Genomic DNA, 19,912 nt, shown 5'->3' on the forward strand with positions numbered 1-19,912 from the left:
GAGGCCTACGCCGACCACGCGGCCGACTTCTGGCTCGGCGTTGGTGCCGACACCGGCAAGGGACTCGAACTGGCGATGCAGAACCTGGCATACCGCCAGACGAACCGGGCCCACGCCCTGTTCCAGCGCGCTGTCCTCGCGCAGAACCGGGTCGCCGAGACCGCCCCATAGCCGCCGAGCGTCGGACCGGCGGCCATGGGGCACCGACGGGGCCGGCCGGACGGTTGAGGGTACCGTCCGGCCGGCCCCGCACCAGCCCGCCGAACCTGGCCCGGCCCGGTGGTTGCGGCCCCGATCTCTCGAATCCTCGCAGCGCCCCTCACCCACCTGTGGTCTCGCGGACAGCCGCAGCTGTCCGAACCCGCAACCACTACTCAAGAAGGCCCACAACGATGGACACCATGCTGGCAGGACGCGTCCACCTGGACACGAAGAAGTTCCTGGTGGAGGAGATCCCGGTTCCCGAGCCCGGACCGGGCGAAGTACTGATCGAGGTGAAGGCGGCCGGGGTGTGCCTCTCCGACCTCCACCTCATCGACGGCAGCATCTCGCCGGTGCACCTGAAGTCCAATGTGCTCACCCTCGGGCATGAACTCTCCGGCGTCATCCATGCCCTGGGACCCGGCCTCAAGCGGGACCTGGCCGTCGGCACGCGGGTCGCCCTGCAGGCGGGACAGCCCTGCCGTGAGTGCGCCACCTGCGTCAGGGGCGGCACGTGCACATCGTTCCGCGGTCGCGGCGTCGACTACGACGGTGGCTGGTCCCAGTACACGATCGCCCGTGAGGACACCGTCGTCCCCATTCCCGACTCCCTTCCCTTCGACCAGGCGGCCATCATCCCCGACGCCGTCTCCACCTCCTACGCGGCACTCGTCGAGACCGTGCAGGTGCGTTCCGCACAGTCGGTGGGCATCTGGGGAGTCGGTGGAGTGGGCGCTCACGCCGTCCGGCTGGCCCGCATGATGGGCGCCGCGCCCATCATCGCCGTCGACCCGCTGCCCCGTGCACGCGAGCGAGCCCTCGCCTTCGGCGCCGACATCGCGCTCGACCCCACCGACCCCGGCTTCGCCGAGGCCGTGCTGCGGGCCACCGAGGGACTGGGCCTGGACTACGCCTTCGACTTCGCGGGCGTTCCCCGGGTCCGGGAACAGGCGTCGCCCCTTCTCGGGAACCGAGGCGCGCTGGTCCTGGTGGGTATCACCATGGAACCGCTGACGATCTCCGAGAAGATGACCTTCAACCTGAAGAACAAGAAGGTCTACGGACACTACGGATCCTCGTTCGACCACGTCTACGAGCTGATCCGGTTGGCCGGCAGCGGCCGTCTCGACCTGGCCCCGTCCATCACCGACCACATCCCCCTGGCCGACGCCCCCGAGGCGATCCACCGCCTGGAGCACAAGATCGGCGACCCGATCCGCCTCATCCTCGTCCCCTGACGACTCGACCGAGCGCGTGGGCGCGCCGGCCGTGCACTGTGCGAAGGTGTGCGGCCGGCGCGTTCCCGTGAAGAGCGGGGGTTGCGCGGGCACGGGAACGTCGACGCCCATTCGACGCGATCGACGTGCCGGTGCGGCGCCGACGTCGGCCCATCGCGCGAACAACACCCGCAACCGTCCTCCCCGGAGAAGCAGACCGACATGCGCGACGAACGTGATGCCACCGCACCCAGCGAGAGCAGCAATCCGACCGGCCTCCCAGCAGCTACGGTCCGGTCCCGCGTGACGGTCCCGCTCCGCTTCGGCGACGGCTATACGGTGACCGCCGACCTCGCCACCTTCCACAGCCTCACCGACGGCCAGGAACATGTGGCCGTCGTCCTCGGCCCGTCCGATTCCGACCGGACTCCGCTGGTGCGCCTGCACTCCGAGTGCCTGACCGGCGACGTCTTCGGCTCGGCCCGCTGCGACTGCGGTCCCCAGCTGCGCGAGGCGGTCGAGCGCATCGCCACCACCGGGGGCGTCCTGCTCTACCTCCGCCAGGAGGGCCGCGGCATCGGCCTCTACAACAAGCTCGACGCCTACGCCCTCCAAGACCAGGGCCTCGACACCTACGAGGCCAACACGGCCCTCGGCCTGCCGGAGGACGCCCGCGACTACACGGCCGCCGCGCAGATGCTCCGCGCCCTCGGTATCGGTGAGCTGGACCTGCTGTCCAACAACCCCGACAAGGCGGCCCAGCTCCGCGCCCTGGGCCTTACGGTGACCCACCACGTTCCCACCGGCGTCTTCACCACGGCGCACAACGTCCACTACCTGCGCGCCAAGGTGGTCCGCACGCAGCACACACTGCCGCTGACGGACCTGACGGCGGGCTGACGGCGGATGCCCATCGGGTCATGCCCAGCCTGTCGTCACCGCGGTACGGAGCGCGTGCGTCTCGGCTTCCGGCGAACAGCCCTTGGCCGACTACCTCTCGCGCCCGGTGACCCAGTGCAAGCCGACCGACGCGTAGGTACGAGAGCGGCCCATGCCGCTGCATTCGAACAATGCCCCGCGAATCGCGCCAGTTGCGGCACCGACGTCCGAACACGACCAGTCGAACGAGACGTCCTTGTCGATGACCATGAGGCTGCAGTACGAGCCCAGCGGTCCCTATGCTGTCCGCGTTGCTTTCGCCGTTGTCGGCAGTGACGAGACGGTGGAATGGATCATCGGGCGAGGTCTTCTCGCCGATGGCCTGGAGGGCCCCGTCGGCGAGGGGGACATACATGTATGGTCCGCCGACGAGTATGACCTCTGTATCCTTCTCACTCCCCCGGCACCTTCTGACCGCTCCGCGGTCCGCGTGCGGCTTCCGCTCGTCCTGCACAACACCGGCGCCAAGCCGATGGTCGTACAGGATCTCAGGTTGACCTTCCCTGATGAGCCCTGCCTCCCATCTGCCATTCTTGTGGGTGTCCTCACCGTCGCGTCTGCGAACCGGTCCGGACGAGGAGCCGAAGTTGCCGGCCGGGTTCGCCATGGCCGGCAGAGAAGCGCAGCAACTCTTCATCGAGTTCGAGGCTCCGTTTTCCGGATTCGTTCGGGAGCCCCGTGATTACAAAATCCGGCTTCAAGCGAGGGGCAGCCACCCAAAGGGTGGCGCCCGCTCCTGAGTTCACCTTGAGGGTCGAGAACATCATTGATCCCGGCCATTGCACCGTCTGCAGCAACGCACCTCTCGAACTGACGAAAAGGAAAGACGCTTCCGCTGGGGGCAGGAGGAAGCGGCGGGACTCTTCGGACGGCGAGGGCCACACCGGCCCGAATCGCTAGAGCGGGCCTGGTGGGCGGCTACTGGTCGGAAGAGGAGCCAAGTCGCCGGTGGCGGGGTCAACCCGAGGCGGCGGTCCACCACTATGAGACAACTTGACTCACAGCGCTCTTCGATACATACTGTCTCACAGAGGGGTTTCCCGGCCGAGTACGGGACCTATGAGCAGTTGAGGAGTGGCCATGGACAGGGCCGAGAACATCGTCGTCTTCCGCTTCACCGAGCAGGCCTCCGCCTACCAGGCGCTCAGTGAGCTGAAGCAGCTCGGCGGGCCGAGCGTGCAGGTCACGGGGGCGATGCTCGTCGAGCGCCAACTGGACGGGACAGTGCGGATTCCCGAGGGAGTCGACGCCAGGGCAGGGGAAGGCACGCTGGTCGGAGGGTTGGTCGGGTCGGTGGTGGGTCTCCTCGGTGGACCGCTTGGCGTGGTGCTGGGCTGGGGCACCGGCGCCCTGGTTGGCGGCGGCGCCGACTGGCGGCGGGCGACGGGCAGCTCCGGCCTTGTGGCTCTGGTGGCCGACGAGGTCAGCGCGGGTAGCACGGTGCTGGTCGCGGAGGTCGCCGAGCGCGACACGTCGGCGATCGACCTCCTCGCCATGCGATTCGGTGCGGTGCTGGAGCGCAGGCCGGCTGACCGGGTACGCGCCGAAGTCAAGGCGGTCCGCGAGGCGGAGGAGGCGGCGGAGCGCGAGGCCGCCAGGGCACGCCGGGAGCAGAAGAAGGCCCGCCTGGAAGCCACAGTGGAGGCGCGCGGGAAGGCGCTCAAGCAGAGGCTCCACGGCCCCGCCGTCTGACTCGGTCACACGTCACCGTCGGCGCCGGCGCTGTCTTCCCGTCCTGCGGCCGCTGCTCCTGCATCGAGGAGTCACCGCTGTGCGACGCCCTGGTGGAACTCTTCGAAGCGTGCTGGCGGCAGGCCACCCCCGTTTTCGGCAGCGAGGCACAGGAGACGGAAGACGATCTGGACCTCAGCGCCACTGATCGTGCCCTGCTCCATCTGCTCCATGCCGGATTGAAGGACGAGACCACATGCCGTCAACTCGGCCTCAGTGAACGCACACTGCGGCGCCGGATCACCGACCTGACCGCCCGCCTCGGCGCGACCAGCCGGTTCCAGGCGGGCGCACAGGCGGTCCGCCGCGGCTGGCTCTGAGCCGATCGAGCAGCCGGTACCCGCAGCGGGGCTCCGCGCGGCCATCGTCGACCGGCTCACGTTCAACGGAACCATCATCGAGACCGGCACCGACTCCTACCGCCTCGCCAGCACCCGAGCCCGAACCGAGGAACCAGTCAAGGCCAGCTGACATACGGCCGAATGACCGCCTGCAGGTCCGGCGGATCAGGGCAGGAACGCGTTGCCTGTGCTCTGCGAGCTCTACCATCGTCCACGTCATTCCGATGGTCAGGGGGCTTGATGAGGCAGAAACTCGTAGAGCACATGCGAGGCTGGACCGCACGACGAAAGATCTTGGTCTATCTGATCGCGCAGCTGATCCTGCTCAGTCTGATCATCATCATCGTCCGCACTTGGAACGCCGATGTCGCCTCTCTCTCCTATCTCGGGCCATGGCTCGGCGCCGTTGTTGGCGGACTGATCGGCATCATCCTCGGATCGCAGAGGTCATCGCAGTGACCGCTCAGCCTCTCAGGTCTCAGTAGCACCGGGCGAACTACGCAGCTACATGTTCAGAACGCGCCTTGCCGACCAGCCGCCCAGGCAGCGCCGTCACTTCTCGTCGACATCCGCGACTCTGTTGATCACCAACTGACTCCCGAACGCGTCGATAATCGCTGTTACTAGAGATCAACGAAGCCAAGGGAATCTCCTCCGTCAGCAACCACTTGGCACCGGCGTCTCAATGATCTCCGGCAGTCGCCACGAACCTGCCGCCGTTCGAAGCGAGGTGCCCCGGCTGATCACCCCAGGGGACGACTTCGAGGGCTGGGACTGGCCGAGCTGGCACCGTCTCGATCATGATCTCGATCGGCCACCGCTCCGGCAGGGGCCTCTGGTACGTCTTGGCCTCCCGCGGCTGAGCCCAAGCCGCTAGCCTGTGCTCAGCGGCCTCTACAGGGCCGCGTAGACGGCCGAGGGCCTCGACCCCTGACGGGGGCGGGGCCTTTGTCGTCCCCAAAGGGTCTGCGGTGCTCACCGCTTCGGCCACCCCGGCTGGCCCCAGCCGACTCCCCCGCCCCCGTTCCCAGGGGCCCCTGGGGGCCCTCATGGGAACGTCATGGGAACGGAAGGCCGTGTAAAGGCAGGGAAAGATCAGACAGAGACGGAAGACCGCACCACGCTGACCAGCAGGAACAGTGAAGCCAGGGAAAGGCCATCACGGACGGGGCAGGCTATAAGACCTCTCCTAAAGCGGGTGTCGCAGGTTCGAATCCTGCCGGGGGCACAAGGGAAAACGGCCCGGACCGATCATGGTCCGGGCCGTTTTGACGGCAGCAGTTGACGGCAGTGCGACCGAGTTCACCGATCAAGGAGGGCGCTGCCACTCCCGCCCCAGGGACCCCACCGGCGCCCCCAGGCGTCATCACGTGTCGTGACCTCGTACAGCGGATCGCTGCGCGCGGCCTCCAGAAAGGCCAACGTCTCCTCCAGCGACCAGGAGCGCGTGCGCGAGGCGGCGGCTGAGGCGGCGAAGAAGCTGCGCAAGGCGAAGGCGATGTCCGAGGCGAAGCAGCTCGAGGTGCGTCCCGAGCTGGAGGTTGCGCCGCAGGAGCCGGAAACCGGGGAGGCCGAGCCGACCGAGGCTCCCGAGGGGACGGTGGAGGCCCTGGACGGCGATGCGGAGCTGGAGCCCACGGAAGGCGGAGCTGGCCGAGGCGGAAGCGGAGTTGGCCAAGCTGACGGCGGCGGCCGAGCAGGAGCGGGAGGGGTCGGTGGCGGCCTGACGTCCTCCGAAGTGCGGCTGGGCTCCCTGACGGGGCCCAGCCGCTTCTTGCGTACTGGGTGATGGCGATGTCGGTCGACAGCGAAGTGAGTCCAGCGGAGAGCCCCAGCCGGCGCAGACTCACTTCATCGGCAGAGCGGTCGCGCAGCGTCTGCCTTCAGCCCAGGTGCCACAGCGCATACACCGCGACGAGCAGGAGAAGTCCCGCACCTGCCATGACAGCGCCCAAGAACCGCAGATACCCAGGAGACGCGAAAAGCGTCGGAGTCCCGCCGAGACGTCCCGTCGCCGTCCACGTCTCCTCGTTCCTGCGCCGAATCCGTTCGGCTCTACGAGTGGTGATCCCCCGCACATCGAACGCCCAACTCAATCCGCACCACAGGAAAACCATGCCGCCCACGGCGAAGACGATGTCGATCAGCGGGGACGGCCCATGCGCTCCAGCGGCGAGGTGCTGCACTTTCTTGGCGTTCCTTCCGTCGTCCCCCGCCTCGGCCGGTCCAGGACTCCCGGCTTGCATCGTGCTGACGTCGGGCGGCCAGACCGGCCCCGAGGAGGCGACAAGCTCGGGGGTGGCTGCCGTACCGATCGGTGCTGTCACCTGTGCCCGAGGGCGGGTTCGGAGCTGGCGGGAATTCTGCATGCGGCGGCCTCCTTCTCATCGAAGATGACGACCAATGAGTCCGCATCCTCAGCAGCCCTGCCCTCGCAGTGTTCACGTGACTACGATCATGCAGTGAGCTACGACATCTACTTCTTGAACCGACGCGACGGGCAGTCCTGGGATGAGGTCCTGGAGGCGATGGAGGAGGCAGCCGAGGACAGCGAGCCGATCCCCGCGCACCTCCTTGGAGCTTGGGACCGAATAGTGCCGCAGGCTCGGACCCTGCTGGGCGAAGTAGAGATCACGGAGTACAAGCAGGAGTCGCGGGACCTGAGCCACTCGGGCACCGGCATCGACCTGTCCGTATTCGGTGACGAGGTGACCATCACTGTGCCCTACTGGCATGCGGGAGACGACGCTGCAGTCGTGCTCGGCCAGATCTCCGCCCTTGCCGCCATCGTCGAGAAGGAGACCGGGCTGACTGCCTACGATCCCCAGGCAGAGCGTCCGCTGATGGAGACACCACCTGAGGCTTCGATTGGGCTGATGTCGCGAATCACCGAAGATTTGCGCAGCCGCTACGGCGGTTGAGCACCGGGCACCGGGCACCCGCGGAGCCTGCCAGGTTCCGAGCCGTCTCGGCGCGTGCCACAGTCGTGCCGGATACAAGGGTCAGCCACGGTCAACGTGGGTGTCTCGCGGTCGAGTTCTCGGTGGCCTAGCCAGGTATCGAAGCTCCAGGTCAGCGTCCTCACTCCCGCTTCTCTCTCCTAAAGCGGGCGTCGAGATCCTGCCGGGGGCACCAGGTCTGACCTGCATCGGAGTATCAGAAAGGCCCCTCTGGGCGAATCTGGACTTGGGCTCGCGCGCAAAAGCAGAAGTCCAAGGCCGCAGATGGCACGGCGGGTGCCAAGGGCCTGTGGGCCCTTGGCACCCGCCGTGGTTCAGCCGGATCAGCCAGCGTCAGCGTTCCCGGCGGCTCACGCGGTCCCGTGGTGCAGGTAGGCGCGGTTCACGGTCTGCTGGACGCTGTTGCCGTCGGCGTCCGTGGCGGTGAGCCGCAGCGTCACGTACGCGTCGCCGTGTACGCCCGACGGCCGCTCCACAGTGGCGGTGAACTGCCCGTCACCGCCGTGCCGCGCCGTGCGCGCGGTGCTCCAGCTCTTCCCGTCGTCGTACGACGCTTCGACCTTCAGCGTCACCCCGCGGGGGGCCGCCATGCCGTCCTGCATGCGGATGGTCAGGCCGAGGGCGTGCGCGCGCGCCGCGCCGACCGCGTTCTGTGCGTCGACCGGTACGTCGTAGTCGAGCTGGAGCAGCGGCAGCAGGGTCGTGTCGGCCGCGGTGTCCGAGTGGAACGTCCACGAGGTGTGGGTGCGGGTGCCGAAGTGCCAGTCGTCCGAGACGCGGGCGGTGGTCAGGTCGAGCCGGTATTCGGCGTTGCCCGCGGGCACCTCGAAGTTGCCCCACGCACCGTTGTCGGAGGTGGCGATCCGCTCCCCGTTCCGGTACAGCACCGCCTCGGCCGTGTCGTTGACGGAAGCCGTGCCGACGCCGCCGCCGATTCCGCCGAAGGGGTCGCTCTCCGCGAACGACCAGTGGCCGGCGCCGGAGTCGTTGAATTCCGGAACGTACACCGACAGGGTGTCGCCGTTGCGCACCGATGACAGGCCCTTACCGCGCGGGATCGACGGGCGGACCACTGCTCCGAACCACCGCTCCGTGGCGCTCTGTCCGGGCTGGTAGGTGTGCGGGGCGTCGTGCATGCCGGCCTGCAGCGGGAAGTCGACGTTGTCGATGACGTTGTGGTGCACGACGTGCTGCCACAGCGTGTCCCCGGCGCTTACGTACTCGACGCGTTCCTGTCCTACCGGAACATAGCGGCTGTACTGGTTCCACGCGGTGTCCTCGAACGGCCGCCATCCGAAACGCTGCTCGCTCGCCCAGGACGAGGCACCGGTGCGGGTGTACGTACTGCGGACCTCCGCGCTGTTCCGATCCGAGACGGTGTAGACCACCTGCTTGGGGATGGAGCCCTTCGAAACCTGCATCACGTCGTACAGGTACGGGCTGCGGACGGTGCCGGAGAACTCCACCGTCGTGTCGCCCTTCGCCATGCGCTCCAGCAGAGCCGTCCCGTTCTTCCAGGAAGTCTGCATGGTGGGCAGGGCCATCCGGTCACCATTCGGCTGCCACCGGGTCCAGTCGGAGAATCCCTCGGGCTGCACCACCAGCAGCGCCTTGGCTCCCGCGTCCGCCGCGGCCTGCGCGAGAGCCCGTCGGTCGTACCAGGCGGAGTTGTCGTCCCGTACGACGGCCAGCTTGCCGCGCGCCCCGCGGAAGTCGGGCGCCGCCGCCAGGCCGGCGGCCGCAGCGGTCAGCCGCGCGCCCTGGTCCCCGAAGACCGGGGAGGTCACCTGGTAGTACGGCGCGAACTGCTGTGAGCTGCCCGAGACCTTGGCCCGCAGCTGCGGAGCCGTCATCTGCCAGCGCGAGGAGAACTCGAAGGCACCGTCGGTGACCGCAGCGGTGGGGCTGACATAGAGCCGCTTGACGGTGTCGAAGAACAGGGCGCCCTGGAGCAGGCCGTGACCGTCGATCTGGCGGTAGAACATGGTGCTGAGAACGCCGTGCTGCTCGGCGGGGCGAGGCGTGCGGATCTTCACCTCGGTGACATCGGCGGCATTCAGCGTCACCGTCATGTCCTTGGTGACCTTCACCTCGGGGTCGACGATCTGGCCGGCCTCTTCGCCGTCATCGGTCCGGTCGTAGAAACCGGAGTTGATGTTGTACGTGCCCTCTTCCACGACGGCGACTCCCGCGTCGCGGTCCGTGTAGTTCACGAACCCGTCGGGGCCCCAGATGGTCGGCAGTGAGCCGGGCACGATCTTGCCGTCGCGGTCGCGGTAGACCACGGTCAGCCGGTGCTGGGGGGCGTGCACCACGAGAGACACGGTGGTGTGGGCGAGCACGGTGCCGTCGGCGGACTTCGCGGTGATGTATCCGTAGAACTTGCCGCGGACGGCGTGGGTCGCGTCGGTGCGCAGCGGTACGTCGGCGGTGGCACCGGGAGCCAGTTGCACGGTGCTGGAGTCGGGGCTGACCACCCCGTCGGGGATTGCCTTCCCGGTCTCGGTGGCCAGGTTGACGGCCAGGGAGAGGGTGAGCGGGTGATCGCCGGTGTTGGTGTAGCGAAGGGTGGCCGCCTGCTGCGGCCCCTGCGTGCCACCGGTGGTCAGCGGGGCGAGGGTGACGGAGCCGGTGGCCGTCACCGGGCCCATGGCCGCGGCCACGTCGATGCGGCCGCCGCCCTGCTCGGTCACCTTGGTGCCGGGCACCGTGTGCGCGGTGCTGATCAGGGCGTCCTTGAGCTGCTGGGCGTCCCAGTCCGGGTGCTGCTGGGCCAGCAGCGCGGCGGCGCCGGCGACGTGCGGGGTGGCCATGGAGGTACCGGACAGCGCGACGTAGTTGGCGTCGATCGGGTCGCCCAGGGTGGTGCCGGCCGCGCGGGCGGCGACGATGCCCACGCCGGGGGCGGTCACGTCGGGCTTGACCGCGTCGTCGCCGAAGCGCGGGCCGCGGCTGGAGAAGGGGGCCAGAGAGTCGTCGCGGTCGACGGCGCCCACGGTCAGCGCGGCATCGGCTGCGCCGGGCGTGCCGACGGTGGACTGGCCTGGGCCCGAGTTGCCCGCCGCGATCACGAAGAGCGTGCCGGTGGAGGCGGTCAGGTTGTCGACGGCCTGGCTGAGCGGGTCGGTGCCGTCGGTCTGCTCGTCCGCCCCGAGGCTCATGTTGACGACCTTGGCGTGCTCGGCGGTCGCCCACTCCATGCCGTCGATGATGCCCGACTCGTTGCCGTAGCCGTTGTCGTCCAGCACCTTGCCGATCAGCAGGTCGGCCTTGGGCGCGACACCGCGTCGGGTGCCGTCGGAGGCGGCCCCGCTGCCGCCGACGATCGAGGCGACGTGCGTACCGTGGCCGAAGTGGTCGCCGGTGTTCCCACTGCCGGAGAAGTCCTTGGCCTCCGCGATGCGGCCGACGAGGTCGGGGTGACCGGCGTCGACACCGGTGTCCAGCACGGCCACCTTGACGCCCTGGCCTTCGTAGCCGGCCTTCCAGGCGGTGGGGGCGTTGATCTGTGCGGTGCTGCGGTCCAGCAGAGCCTTCACCTTGCCGTCCAGCGAGATGCGCGGGGTGACCGTGGCGCGGGCGGCGTCCGGCGTTCTGCCGGGGTTCAGCGTCTTCCAGAACTTCCCCAGGTCGTGGTCGGCGACCCGCACCGACCGCGCGTGGATGCTCTGCAGGTCACGGGAGGGCGTCGCCGACGTGTTGAGCGCCACCAGGCGGTCGGCCGTCGCCGCGGCCGTCTTCGCCGCCTGTGCGGTGACCCTGGCCCCGGCCCGTGACGGCTCCGGCCGTGAGGAGACGATCAGCGGCAGCGCGGAGGTGTGTGCCTCGTCGTAGCCCTGAGAGATAAGCGCCGTCACATTGAACAGCTGCCGGTCCAGGGTGCCTGCCGACACCAGCGCCTCGGCGTCGAACGGCATCACGGTCAACTGCTTGTCGTCCCCCTCCAGCGTCTGGAAGGGGATGTGTTCGCGCCCGGGTCCAGGCTGCACCGACGCGGTCTGCCGTCCGCCGGGCAGCGTCGTCACGGTCACCCGGTCACCGGTCACCAGCCGGACGGTCACGGAGCGAGCCCCCGGTACAGCGGCGGGATGAGCGGCGGTCCCGGTGGCTGCCGTCTGCGCCGCGAATGCGACTGGCACAACTCCGGCAGCTAGTACCACTCCAGTCGATATTGCCGCCGTCAGGCGGATTCTTGACATCAGGGAGACACCTCTCGTACAGCGGGGGGCGCAAGCTGTCCGAAAGGATCCCTTGACGCAGCTCAACCTGTCACTGGCCTCAGGTGTCGCAATTGCGACATGCCCCAACTGCGACACCCGCCGCCCGCGCGCCGCCGCCACGCTGTCAGCGCGACGGGGATTGCCATGAATTAGGCGTGTTTCTCCTCCGGAGGAGCCGTCTGATGAGTACGACGACGGATTACTCCATCACGTTTGGTGATGGTGTATCACTTGCCGAGATTGGTTGATGCAGCAAGGGCGCCAATGTCAGAGCGACCGAGGTCCGGCGTCCGAAGTCGGTTTGCGGGCCGGGTGTGGGAACAGGGGACTGGTTCGTCTGTGCCGGTCTTCAACCAATATCGCCGGCACCGCCACCACCGACCCCGCCACGCTGACCGTGACGGTGCGCTGTCCCCGGCCCTCACACCATCACCACTGCCGACCGCGTCACCAGCCTCGCTGAGCCTCACCGAGGCTGGGACCAGCCCCACCGCCATGGGCGTCGGCGACGAGCGCCAGGTACTACCCGGACGGAACCCAGGTGTCAACGATGATCGTCAGTTTTAGAAGCCACGCCGACAGAGTGAGTTACAACTTTCTCTACGGGTTCAAGCCCCGGCTGCGCTCCGCTCCGCCGGGCGCGCTCCCGGCTCCGCTGCGGGCGCCGCTCCTGCCTCCGGCCCGCTCCGCCCGTGCTGCGCCGACGCGCGCCCACGTGTGGATGGGGCCGGAGGCCATGAGCAGATCACCGCACGGCGCGGCCCACGGTCAAGGCAATGCCTCCGGCGGGGGATCGGCCGGCACCGGGATGGAGGGGGCGCCATCGCCGACTGCGGGTCCGTTGTGGCGTGTGCGGGTATCTCCCATCCGGTCCACCGTCGCCCCAGGCAAAGCCGAGCAGACGCGGCCCCTGGCGTCCAGGGCGTTCGTACAGTGGCGCGCTCCACCTGAACGCCATGAACCACGCCCGCTCCGCGGTGTGTGGGTCGACGGCGGACGGGATGGGAGCTGGGGAGGGCGGGGGTTGCTCGTAGCAAGAACCCTGGCTTTCAGGGGACGATACCGACTCTGACTGCGACGTATCCGGCACCAGGGGAGGGGCACAATTGAATACGTCCGGAGGATGGTTCGTTGTGATCGAGGCGTCTGAAGGTGAGCCACATGTCAAGACCCTTCCGGTGGAAGGGGGCGCTGAGGAGGCGTGGGAGGTGGCGCTCGACGTCGCCCGGTCGCACTGCCACTACCCGCGACCGGATTGCACGCGCGAGATCTACCGGTTGCCCGAAAGAGCGCTCATGGTGATTCTTCGAGAGAAGAAGCCTCGGTGGATCGCTGAGTCTTTCCGCGTATCAGTCGCGGAACTCGCCGAAGTGCATGAGCCGCCCGCGCCACAGGAGGTCGAGATACCGGCCGATCAGAGGCGAGGTCTGTGGCGTCGCTCGCGCAAATGACCCATCTCGCCACACGCGAGCTTTCCCGAACGGCCGTACTGCCCTCGTCAAGACTGCCCTCGGCTTCTGACACCAGCGGCTGCCACCAACAGGTGCGAACAGCGACGGTCGGTGCCGAACTTCAGTGCACGATCAGCGGAGGCCCAGGACGGGTTGACCTACGTCGAGAACGCGCTGCGATCGACCTGATAGGGATGAGGGCCAAGCCTCAAGACCCGCAGCAGACACAGTGCTCCGTCCTCACTGATGGGCGGCGCACCGTCGGCTTGCAGTCATTGGGACTCCGCGGACCGCATGGGCACCTGGCCCACCGATAATGATCGGAGAAACGAGGTGCTCAATGACCGTCTTCCGGTGTCGCGGTTGCCACTGTGTGCTGACGCGGCCACTCGCCGAGCGGTCCTTGCCTGATCCGAACACGGATGAAGGGTGGTACCGGCCGGAGGCGTCGCCGGCGGACGCAAACGGGCATACCAGTGATCCCATCGTGCGGATGGGGCCGGGAACATTTGCGATCGACCCCGAACCGTGCGGCCCTCCCTACGTATTGGATGCTGCATCGGGTCTACTGGTGGAGTCCGGTCCGAGAGGCACCGTCGTGCTCAACCCTGAAGACGGCCTCGGTCTGCAGGGGCATCCCGACATCGCGATGCGCCGCGGGTACTGCTGTGGGATGGACGGTGAATGGGGGCCCAATCTCGCATGTGTATGCGGAACGATCGTCGGAACCATCTATTCGGATTGCTATCAAGTCCAGGAACTACGGCTTCAGCCGGACGCTGTCGAGCGCCAAGACTGATCGTCGGATGCCCTGCTTCCCTGACGCTCTGACGAGGCCAGACAGGGTCCACATTCGGCCAGGGCAGCTGCGGTTGCCTCGTCGTCACCGGCGGAGCAGCGGCACCATAGCCACCCCGTCGGCCACCTGCTGTACAGCAACGCCGTACAGCAACCACCGCAACCAGCCCCGAGCAACCATCTGACGTGCCCGGCAGACGTCAGCGACCACCGTGCCCATAGTTCGCATCCACGGGCTGTGGCACTGTCCGCGGGCGGTGCCACTCTCGTGCCAGAACGGACGGGGTCTCACGGGGAACCGCGGTACGGCACAGCACTCAGCGCCAGATGCACCCGAGACGGCAAAGCTGCTGGTCACCCGAGCATCTGCCCCACCTCGCTCCTAAAGCGGGTGTCGCAGGTTCGAATCCTGCCGGGGGCACTAGGGAAAGGGCCCCGGACCGATCTTGGTCCGGGGCCTTTGACATCTACTTCTGACATCAATGGGGGCGGTCACCCACGACTCGGGCGCCTCTTCCTGAGCAACCGGTCCATGTGGCTCATGGCTTCTCGCTGCGTGTCCTGGACGACGTGGGTGTAGACGTCATGGTGATGCTGATCTGAGAGTGGCCCAGGATCTCCATCACGACGCGGGGCGCGACTCCTGCCGCCGTGAGGAGGGTCGCGGTGCCGTGTCGGGCGTCGTGCAGCCGGATGACGCGGAGGCGGGCGGACTGGGCGATGCGGGTGAAGGAGCGGTAGAGGTTACTCGGCTCGACCGGGGCGTCCGGTGCGGTGGCGAACACGTAGTCGGAGTCCCGCCACTTCTCCCCCGCCTTGGCGCGGGCAGTTGCCTGCCGCATGCGGTGCCAGGGCAAGGGCGTGATGCAGAGGGCGGGCAGCGGGATCGCACGGCGGTGACGGCTCTTCGGGTCGTCGTCGTACAGGACGCCACGGCGACGCTGCGTCTGCTGGCGGACGCAGAGGACGCGGTTGTCGAGGTCGAGGTCCGACCAGCGAAGGCCAACGATCTCGCCCCGGCGGAGGCCCATGGCGATGGCGAGGGCAAAGGCCGCGTAGAGCGGGTCCTTTCGCGCTGCGGCCAGGAAGTCGAGAGTCTCGTCCAGGCTCCAGGGCTTCAGCTCGCGGTTGTCGGTGCGAGGTGGCTCGACGAGCTTGGCGACGTTGCACGTGATCAGTTCCTCGCGGCACGCGGACGACAGCGCCGAGCGCAGCACGCGGTGTGCCTCCTTTGCCGTCGCCGCGGTGGTCTTCTCCTCCATGCGGACGAGGAAGCGGCGCACGTCGGCGACGCCAAGCGATTCAAGCCGCTTGGCGCCCAGGAGCGGCACCAGGTGGAGCCGGACGTGCGCCTCGTACTTGTCGTACGTGCTGAGCTTCCGCCGAGGCTTGATGACGTTCTCCACCCAATACGGCAGCCACTAGGTGAGCCTGGCCGAGCGGGTCGGCACGGGCACGCCCTGGTCCGCCTCGGCGAGCAGTTCGCGGCGCTTGGTGTCGCACTCGGCCCAGGTCTTGCCGTAGGCGAACTTGCGGGCACGGGTACCGTCCCGCCGCAGCACGTAGACCGTCGCACTGGTGGCGGCCGTCCTTGCACTTGGTGATGGTGCCGGCACCGTTGGGGTTGCGCTTGCGCTGACCGGCCATCAGGCACGCTTCGCGATCTGGCCGAGGATGAAGTCCTGGACCGCATCTGCGGGTATGCGGCGGCAACCGTCCATCTTGATCGAGGTGAGACGGTGCGACCGGATCAGGTTCGTAGACCTTGGATCGGCCGACCTTGAGCCGTGCCATGACTTCCGGCACGGTCAGCAGTTCGATGGTGGCGGTGGCGGTGGTCAAGCTATGGCTCCTTCCAGGGCGAGTTGGTCGAGTAGGGCTTGGCGAGCGGTCTCCCGGTTGAGGTGGAGGTCCCGGGCGATGGTGGCGGCGAGGACAGGTTCCCCGGGGGTGTGGCCATGGCCGGCGTACTGCCAGTCGGCCAGGACCAGGACGGTGTCCGGCTCGGCGTCCTCCAGGCCGAGGGCCTCGCGTTCCTGGGCGGCGCGGTAGTCGGCGCGTTCCTGGCGGAGGGCACCGAGGGTGGTCGAGTAGTGGCGGGACTTGGAGCTGAAGTGGCGACGGAAGCCGAGCCTGTGCGCCCAGGCCCACAGGCGGCGGTCGGGGTAGAACTGACGCTTTATCAGAACACGAGGCGGTCACGTCATCGCATCAACTGGCTACGCGCATCTCGCACGGTGATCGGCGCCCTCACCTGCGCATATACGATCCCCGGCCATGAAGCGTTCGATGATCGCGCTGGTCAGCGCAGGAGCAATCACGCTCGCCGCAGGCGGGTACGCCGTCGGGGCGACGCGGCACGACAGCGCATCCGAACGGTCCGCTACGTGCCAGCAGGCCGGCACCGACTTCGGGAAGCGGGCCCGCCAGCTGCGGACGCAGAAGAAGCGCGAAGCCCACGAGAAGAACTACCTCAACCCGTACGCGGAATCGGCCCAAGTGCAGATCCTCGGCCTGATCGTCGAGCAGAACCCGACCTGTTTCAGTAGCGCGACTCGTGCGGCAGCGGCGTATCTGCAGAAGCTTCGATCCACGGACGCGGAGCATGCCGAGGCGGGGGAGGATGTCGCCGCCTGTGAACTCCTCAGTATCCCGTTCAGGGACTGCTCGGTCACAGCAGAAGGCTGAGTGCGCTGACGGCGCGGCGCAGGTCTTCCGTGCCCCTTGCGTGCCCACTGATCAGCTGCGTGCCCGATGCCCTTCCGCCGGGCCGTCTGTCGGCCGTCCCAGGGCAGCCAACGACGACAGACGATGCCAGACGACGAAGGCTCTTCCCCTGCTCAGAGGTGGTGCAGTGAGCACCGGCGCAGGTCCGGCGGGCCCTTTCAAACTCGTCGACGACTGAGGTCACACTCGGGAGATGAGAGAACTCAAGGGTGTGGATGCCGGGACGCCGCATGCGCAATTTCTGGCGACCGTCGGTCGCGGTGCAGGAACGGGTTCGGCCGTCACCGCACGCAGCGATCAGCAGCACCGCCACAACAGGTGACGCACTCCCCGCCGCCGAAGCGGATCGGGCAGCACGGTGATGAACACGAATGCGCTCGCTGGCGTCCAGTGGATGAACCGAGCGTCCCCCGAGTCCGCTCCCGCTCCGAGGAACCAACGGGAATTCGCTGACCTGGTGAAACACGGCTCTCGCAGAGTGAAGGTCCCGCGTCGAAGCGTGGAGATTCCCGGTGACTTTCGTACGTCGGCATCGTCCGAACGACTTCGTGAGAGGTGACACACTGGGCACCCAACAGAGCCCCCGCCGAACAGCGATCTTGGCGGAAACGCGGTTCTAGCAGGAACTCCGTTGCCTACTTCAGTGGCCTTGACAGACCCGCCCCGCCCTTGACTGAAGGGCATTGGAGTTAGGGCTACAGGGCCGACATGGCGCTGGACGTCGGCATCATCCGGGCCTGCACGGTTTCAGTAGCTGTCACCGCCTCCGTCGACGACGGTGTCCTCACCGGGGTAGAAGCCGCCGTCGCCGTAATCGACGCTGCCGACGTCATCGGTGACCTTGCCGGGTTGATAGGGGTCGGGGTAGATGCTGTCTTGGGGAAAACCGTCATCGACGTTGCCATTGGTGTAGCCCGTGTTGGGGTCGCCCCACAGCCCGGGATCGTACAGACCGTCGTCGTCACCGTCATTGGTGACCACGGTCGGCGAGGCCGTGGAGTGGCTCAGAGCCGGCGTCGCGGCGGATGCCGGAAGGATGACGCCCCCGCAGATCACCGCGGTCGAGGCAGCGACCAATGCGATGCGGGCCACCCGCTGCTTGGGCGGGGCCTTGTGGGGCTGGGAGTCAGGGGTCATCGGTCTTTTCCTTTTGATACTTAGAGGTTTCCGCTCTGCACTCGGAAGTGCGGGCGGGGTCGGTGGATTGGTTCCAACGGGATCGCCGTGCCTGGATGGCCGGCGTTTTGGTGAGAGGGGGTCTCGTCGCGAAGGAATCCCGCTTCACCGTCCAAACCGCGCCTCCTTGTCCGGTGAGGCCGGTACGTCCAGTGGGCCTCAGGGGCACAGTGGTGTCATGTGCCGACAACTCGGGACTTGACCGACCCGAGGGCGTCCGGTACATGCGCGCGGGGCTGCCGCCGCGCAGGCCGGACTATTCGGCCTCGGAGTCCTGTCTCAAGCACAATGAGGAACCGACGGAATGCTGTGACCTGATGAAAGGCGGCTTCTGTCGAGTCAAGACTCCATGTAGAAGCGTGACAGGGGCTGTCGTCACGCTCCCGGCAGACGGCGCTTCAGCAGCCGGTCCATGTGGCTGATCGCCTCACCCTGCGTGTCGTGCACGACGTGCGTGTACACATCCATCGTGATGCTGATCTGGCTGTGCCTTGCCCGACCCCGGCTCCGGGGACAGGAAGGCGACGCGGGGGATGGAGTCGGAGCAGTCGAGCAGGTGGACGCGCGCGTCCCATAGGGCGACTGCGACGTACGCGGCATCGGTGGGAAGACGCTGAAGCGGCGGTGGAAGGCTTCCACCTCATCGAGCAGCGCGGCCCCGTCGATGGGCGCGGGGGTCATGCGGCGGCCCTCCCGGTGGGTACGGCAGGCGCTCCGGTGCAGGCGGACTTGTGGGCGTCGTACTCAGCGACCAGAGCCGTCACAGCGCGGAGACCGGTGACGGTGCCGGTCTGCCCGCAGCCGTAGGCGGCGGCGGGGGTGTCGCCGGGCCGTGGTGGACCAGCGGACTCCGTCCCAGTGGCAGATGAATGCCCGGCCCGCAACGGCAGGAGCAAAAGCGTGATCCGCGGGAACAGCCGGCCATCAGGCGACAACTCCGGCGTCGTGAACTACGGGACGATGGGGAACGTCCAGAACCAGCCGGGTGCCACCAACTCCCCCCAAAGCCAGACCCACACAAGCACCGGCTCGGATCTGCTGAAGGAATTCACCACCCTCCTCGACCGCATCCGACAGCAACTGGCGGCTGAGCAAGACCGCGTCAACGACTACCAGCAGTGCGTCGTCCTCCTCGGCCTCACCGCACAGCAACGCCTCGACGACACAGGCGGCCGCTCCACGGCCAGAGCCATGCTCGAACAGATCCTGGCCAAATGCGACGCGTCCGACGGCACCTACCGGACGCCCGTCTACTCCAGCGCCGCCGTCGCCTACTCCCCGCGCGAGGTCGCTCTCTCACGCCGGTTGATCAGCCACTTCACCCAGGGCACCGCCACGCCCGCCGTCATGACCGAGTGGTGGGAACAGGCTCGGCCGACCAAGGTCCTCCGGTCACGGGAGCGGGAGGCCGTGCTCGAACTCTGGCTCGCCCGCGCCTGACCGTTCCTTCGCGGGGCCGCCGCGCCTGCCCGGCCCCGCCCACGAACCCCTGCACAGGAGGACAAGCCCGTGCGCATCGACCTCTCGACAGACGTCAGCCCCGACGCGCCCAGGCTCGCCCTTGACGGTGACTGCGGTTTCTGCCAGGCGACCATCACCCGTCTGCAGCGCCGTGCCAGGCCACGGATGCGGGCCGTGCCGTGGCAGGCGCCGCCCGACCACATCACCCGGCCGCACCGGAAACGCCTCGCCCGAGAAGTCCTCGTCTTTCGCGGGGCCCACGTGGCCGATTCCGGACCGCAGGCACTCGGCGCCTACCTTGCGTCGTCACCCGTTTCCGCTACCGGGGCGCCGGACTGCTCCTGCGCTCGCCCGTCGTCAGGCAGGCCGCTCGAATCGTCGATGTCCCGTCCCAGTAGGGGGGGAGCCACTCTGGTGCTGTCGCCTGGGACAGCCCATTTCGCGTGGACGACTGGAAGGTCCGTCGCAACGGCGCTCGCGTCGACAACGCCTGCCGCCCTGACCATGATTGGCCGACCTCGGATGTCATAGACCAGAGCCGGCCGGCCCACAGTCTCCGCACTGCCCCTTGGACCAGGGGTGCTCCCTGTCGGAATCAGCGTGGCTGGGCCGTCTCCGGCACGCGACGTATGCCGGTGTGATCTTCCACCTCGATGCGGGCGCCGCGGGGCGAATCCTGCCGGGCCTTTG

Annotated in this window: 15 protein-coding genes and 5 pseudogenes; 12 read left to right on the top strand and 8 right to left on the bottom strand. The window is 67.9% G+C overall.

Annotation, left to right across the window (positions count from 1 at the left end; all coding sequences use genetic code 11):
- The first annotated feature begins 392 nt into the window (after positions 1–392).
- Entirely contained in the window at positions 393–1,439 is a 1,047-nt protein-coding gene (locus ACIBJF_RS16540; RefSeq protein WP_399174400.1) for a zinc-binding dehydrogenase, read from the top strand.
- A gap of 201 nt (positions 1,440–1,640) precedes the next feature.
- A complete protein-coding gene (gene ribA / locus ACIBJF_RS16545; RefSeq protein ID WP_399174401.1) occupies positions 1,641–2,318 on the top strand; it encodes a GTP cyclohydrolase II in 678 nt (225 codons plus the stop codon).
- 90 nt (positions 2,319–2,408) lie between these two features.
- Here the strand turns inward: ribA and ACIBJF_RS16550 are convergent, their stop codons facing one another.
- The gene (locus ACIBJF_RS16550; protein WP_399174545.1) at positions 2,409–2,567 is read right to left on the bottom strand and encodes a hypothetical protein; all 159 of its coding nucleotides are present in this window, start codon (positions 2,565–2,567) and stop codon (positions 2,409–2,411) included.
- Between ACIBJF_RS16550 and ACIBJF_RS16555 the strand changes: the two genes are divergently transcribed.
- The 6 genes and pseudogenes from ACIBJF_RS16555 (at position 2,566) to ACIBJF_RS16580 (ending at position 6,218) form a co-directional block, all read left to right on the top strand.
- Complete coding sequence (locus ACIBJF_RS16555) at positions 2,566–3,039, top strand: SsgA family sporulation/cell division regulator (protein ID WP_399174538.1); 474 nt, start codon at positions 2,566–2,568, stop codon at positions 3,037–3,039. The genes ACIBJF_RS16550 and ACIBJF_RS16555 overlap by 2 nt on opposite strands.
- A 398-nt stretch (positions 3,040–3,437) precedes the next feature.
- Complete coding sequence (locus tag ACIBJF_RS16560; protein ID WP_399174402.1) at positions 3,438–4,049, top strand: histidine kinase; 612 nt, start codon at positions 3,438–3,440, stop codon at positions 4,047–4,049.
- Between the two features lie 92 nt (positions 4,050–4,141).
- Positions 4,142–4,408, top strand: a complete 267-nt coding sequence (locus ACIBJF_RS16565; protein ID WP_399174403.1) for a LuxR C-terminal-related transcriptional regulator — start codon at positions 4,142–4,144, stop codon at positions 4,406–4,408.
- A gap of 31 nt (positions 4,409–4,439) precedes the next feature.
- A pseudogene (locus ACIBJF_RS16570) lies at positions 4,440–4,559 on the top strand (AAA family ATPase); the annotation flags it as partial.
- A gap of 164 nt (positions 4,560–4,723) precedes the next feature.
- Entirely contained in the window at positions 4,724–4,888 is a 165-nt protein-coding gene (locus ACIBJF_RS16575; protein ID WP_399174404.1) for a hypothetical protein, read from the top strand.
- A 916-nt stretch (positions 4,889–5,804) separates the two neighbouring features.
- A complete protein-coding gene (locus ACIBJF_RS16580) occupies positions 5,805–6,218 on the top strand; it encodes a hypothetical protein (RefSeq protein WP_399174405.1) in 414 nt (137 codons plus the stop codon).
- Positions 6,219–6,312: 94 nt separating this feature from the next.
- On the opposite strand, the gene ACIBJF_RS16585 is transcribed toward ACIBJF_RS16580, so the two are convergent.
- Positions 6,313–6,798, bottom strand: coding sequence for a hypothetical protein (locus ACIBJF_RS16585; protein WP_399174406.1), 486 nt, complete (start codon positions 6,796–6,798; stop codon positions 6,313–6,315).
- Positions 6,799–6,891: 93 nt separating this feature from the next.
- Here ACIBJF_RS16585 and ACIBJF_RS16590 point away from each other — a divergent pair, with 93 nt between their 5' ends.
- Entirely contained in the window at positions 6,892–7,350 is a 459-nt protein-coding gene (locus tag ACIBJF_RS16590) for a hypothetical protein (protein ID WP_399174407.1), read from the top strand.
- 389 nt (positions 7,351–7,739) lie between these two features.
- Here ACIBJF_RS16590 and ACIBJF_RS16595 read toward each other — a convergent pair whose 3' ends face one another.
- The 4 genes and pseudogenes from ACIBJF_RS16595 to ACIBJF_RS16610 all read right to left on the bottom strand — a co-directional run.
- Positions 7,740–11,588 carry a S8 family peptidase gene (locus ACIBJF_RS16595; protein ID WP_399174408.1) on the bottom strand — a complete coding sequence of 1,283 codons (3,849 nt, stop codon included), beginning with the start codon at positions 11,586–11,588 and terminating at the stop codon, positions 7,740–7,742.
- Positions 11,589–14,350: 2,762 nt separating this feature from the next.
- Positions 14,351–15,505: pseudogene (locus ACIBJF_RS16600) on the bottom strand (tyrosine-type recombinase/integrase).
- Positions 15,505–15,652: pseudogene (locus ACIBJF_RS16605) on the bottom strand (excisionase family DNA-binding protein). The pseudogenes ACIBJF_RS16600 and ACIBJF_RS16605 overlap by 1 nt, the downstream one beginning before the upstream one ends.
- 44 nt (positions 15,653–15,696) lie before the next feature.
- A pseudogene (locus ACIBJF_RS16610) lies at positions 15,697–16,026 on the bottom strand (replication initiator); the annotation flags it as partial.
- Positions 16,027–16,147: 121 nt separating this feature from the next.
- Here ACIBJF_RS16610 and ACIBJF_RS16615 point away from each other — a divergent pair.
- Positions 16,148–16,546, top strand: a complete 399-nt coding sequence (locus ACIBJF_RS16615) for a hypothetical protein (protein ID WP_399174409.1) — start codon at positions 16,148–16,150, stop codon at positions 16,544–16,546.
- A gap of 232 nt (positions 16,547–16,778) precedes the next feature.
- Positions 16,779–16,907: a hypothetical protein gene (locus ACIBJF_RS16620; RefSeq protein ID WP_399174410.1), complete on the top strand. Its 129-nt coding sequence runs from the start codon at positions 16,779–16,781 to the stop codon at positions 16,905–16,907.
- Positions 16,908–17,332: 425 nt separating this feature from the next.
- Here the strand turns inward: ACIBJF_RS16620 and ACIBJF_RS16625 are convergent, their stop codons facing one another.
- Both ACIBJF_RS16625 and ACIBJF_RS16630 read right to left on the bottom strand, forming a co-directional pair.
- Positions 17,333–17,722 (bottom strand): hypothetical protein, encoded by a 390-nt coding sequence (locus ACIBJF_RS16625; RefSeq protein WP_399174411.1) that lies wholly within the window; start codon positions 17,720–17,722, stop codon positions 17,333–17,335.
- Between the two features lie 523 nt (positions 17,723–18,245).
- A pseudogene (locus tag ACIBJF_RS16630) lies at positions 18,246–18,442 on the bottom strand (DNA primase); the annotation flags it as partial.
- A gap of 219 nt (positions 18,443–18,661) precedes the next feature.
- Here ACIBJF_RS16630 and ACIBJF_RS16635 point away from each other — a divergent pair.
- Positions 18,662–19,201 carry a hypothetical protein gene (locus ACIBJF_RS16635; protein WP_399174412.1) on the top strand — a complete coding sequence of 180 codons (540 nt, stop codon included), beginning with the start codon at positions 18,662–18,664 and terminating at the stop codon, positions 19,199–19,201.
- The last annotated feature ends 711 nt before the right edge of the window (positions 19,202–19,912 follow it).

The organism is Streptomyces sp. NPDC050743 (assembly GCF_044456925.1).
Taxonomy (GTDB): Bacteria; Actinomycetota; Actinomycetes; order Streptomycetales; family Streptomycetaceae; genus Streptomyces.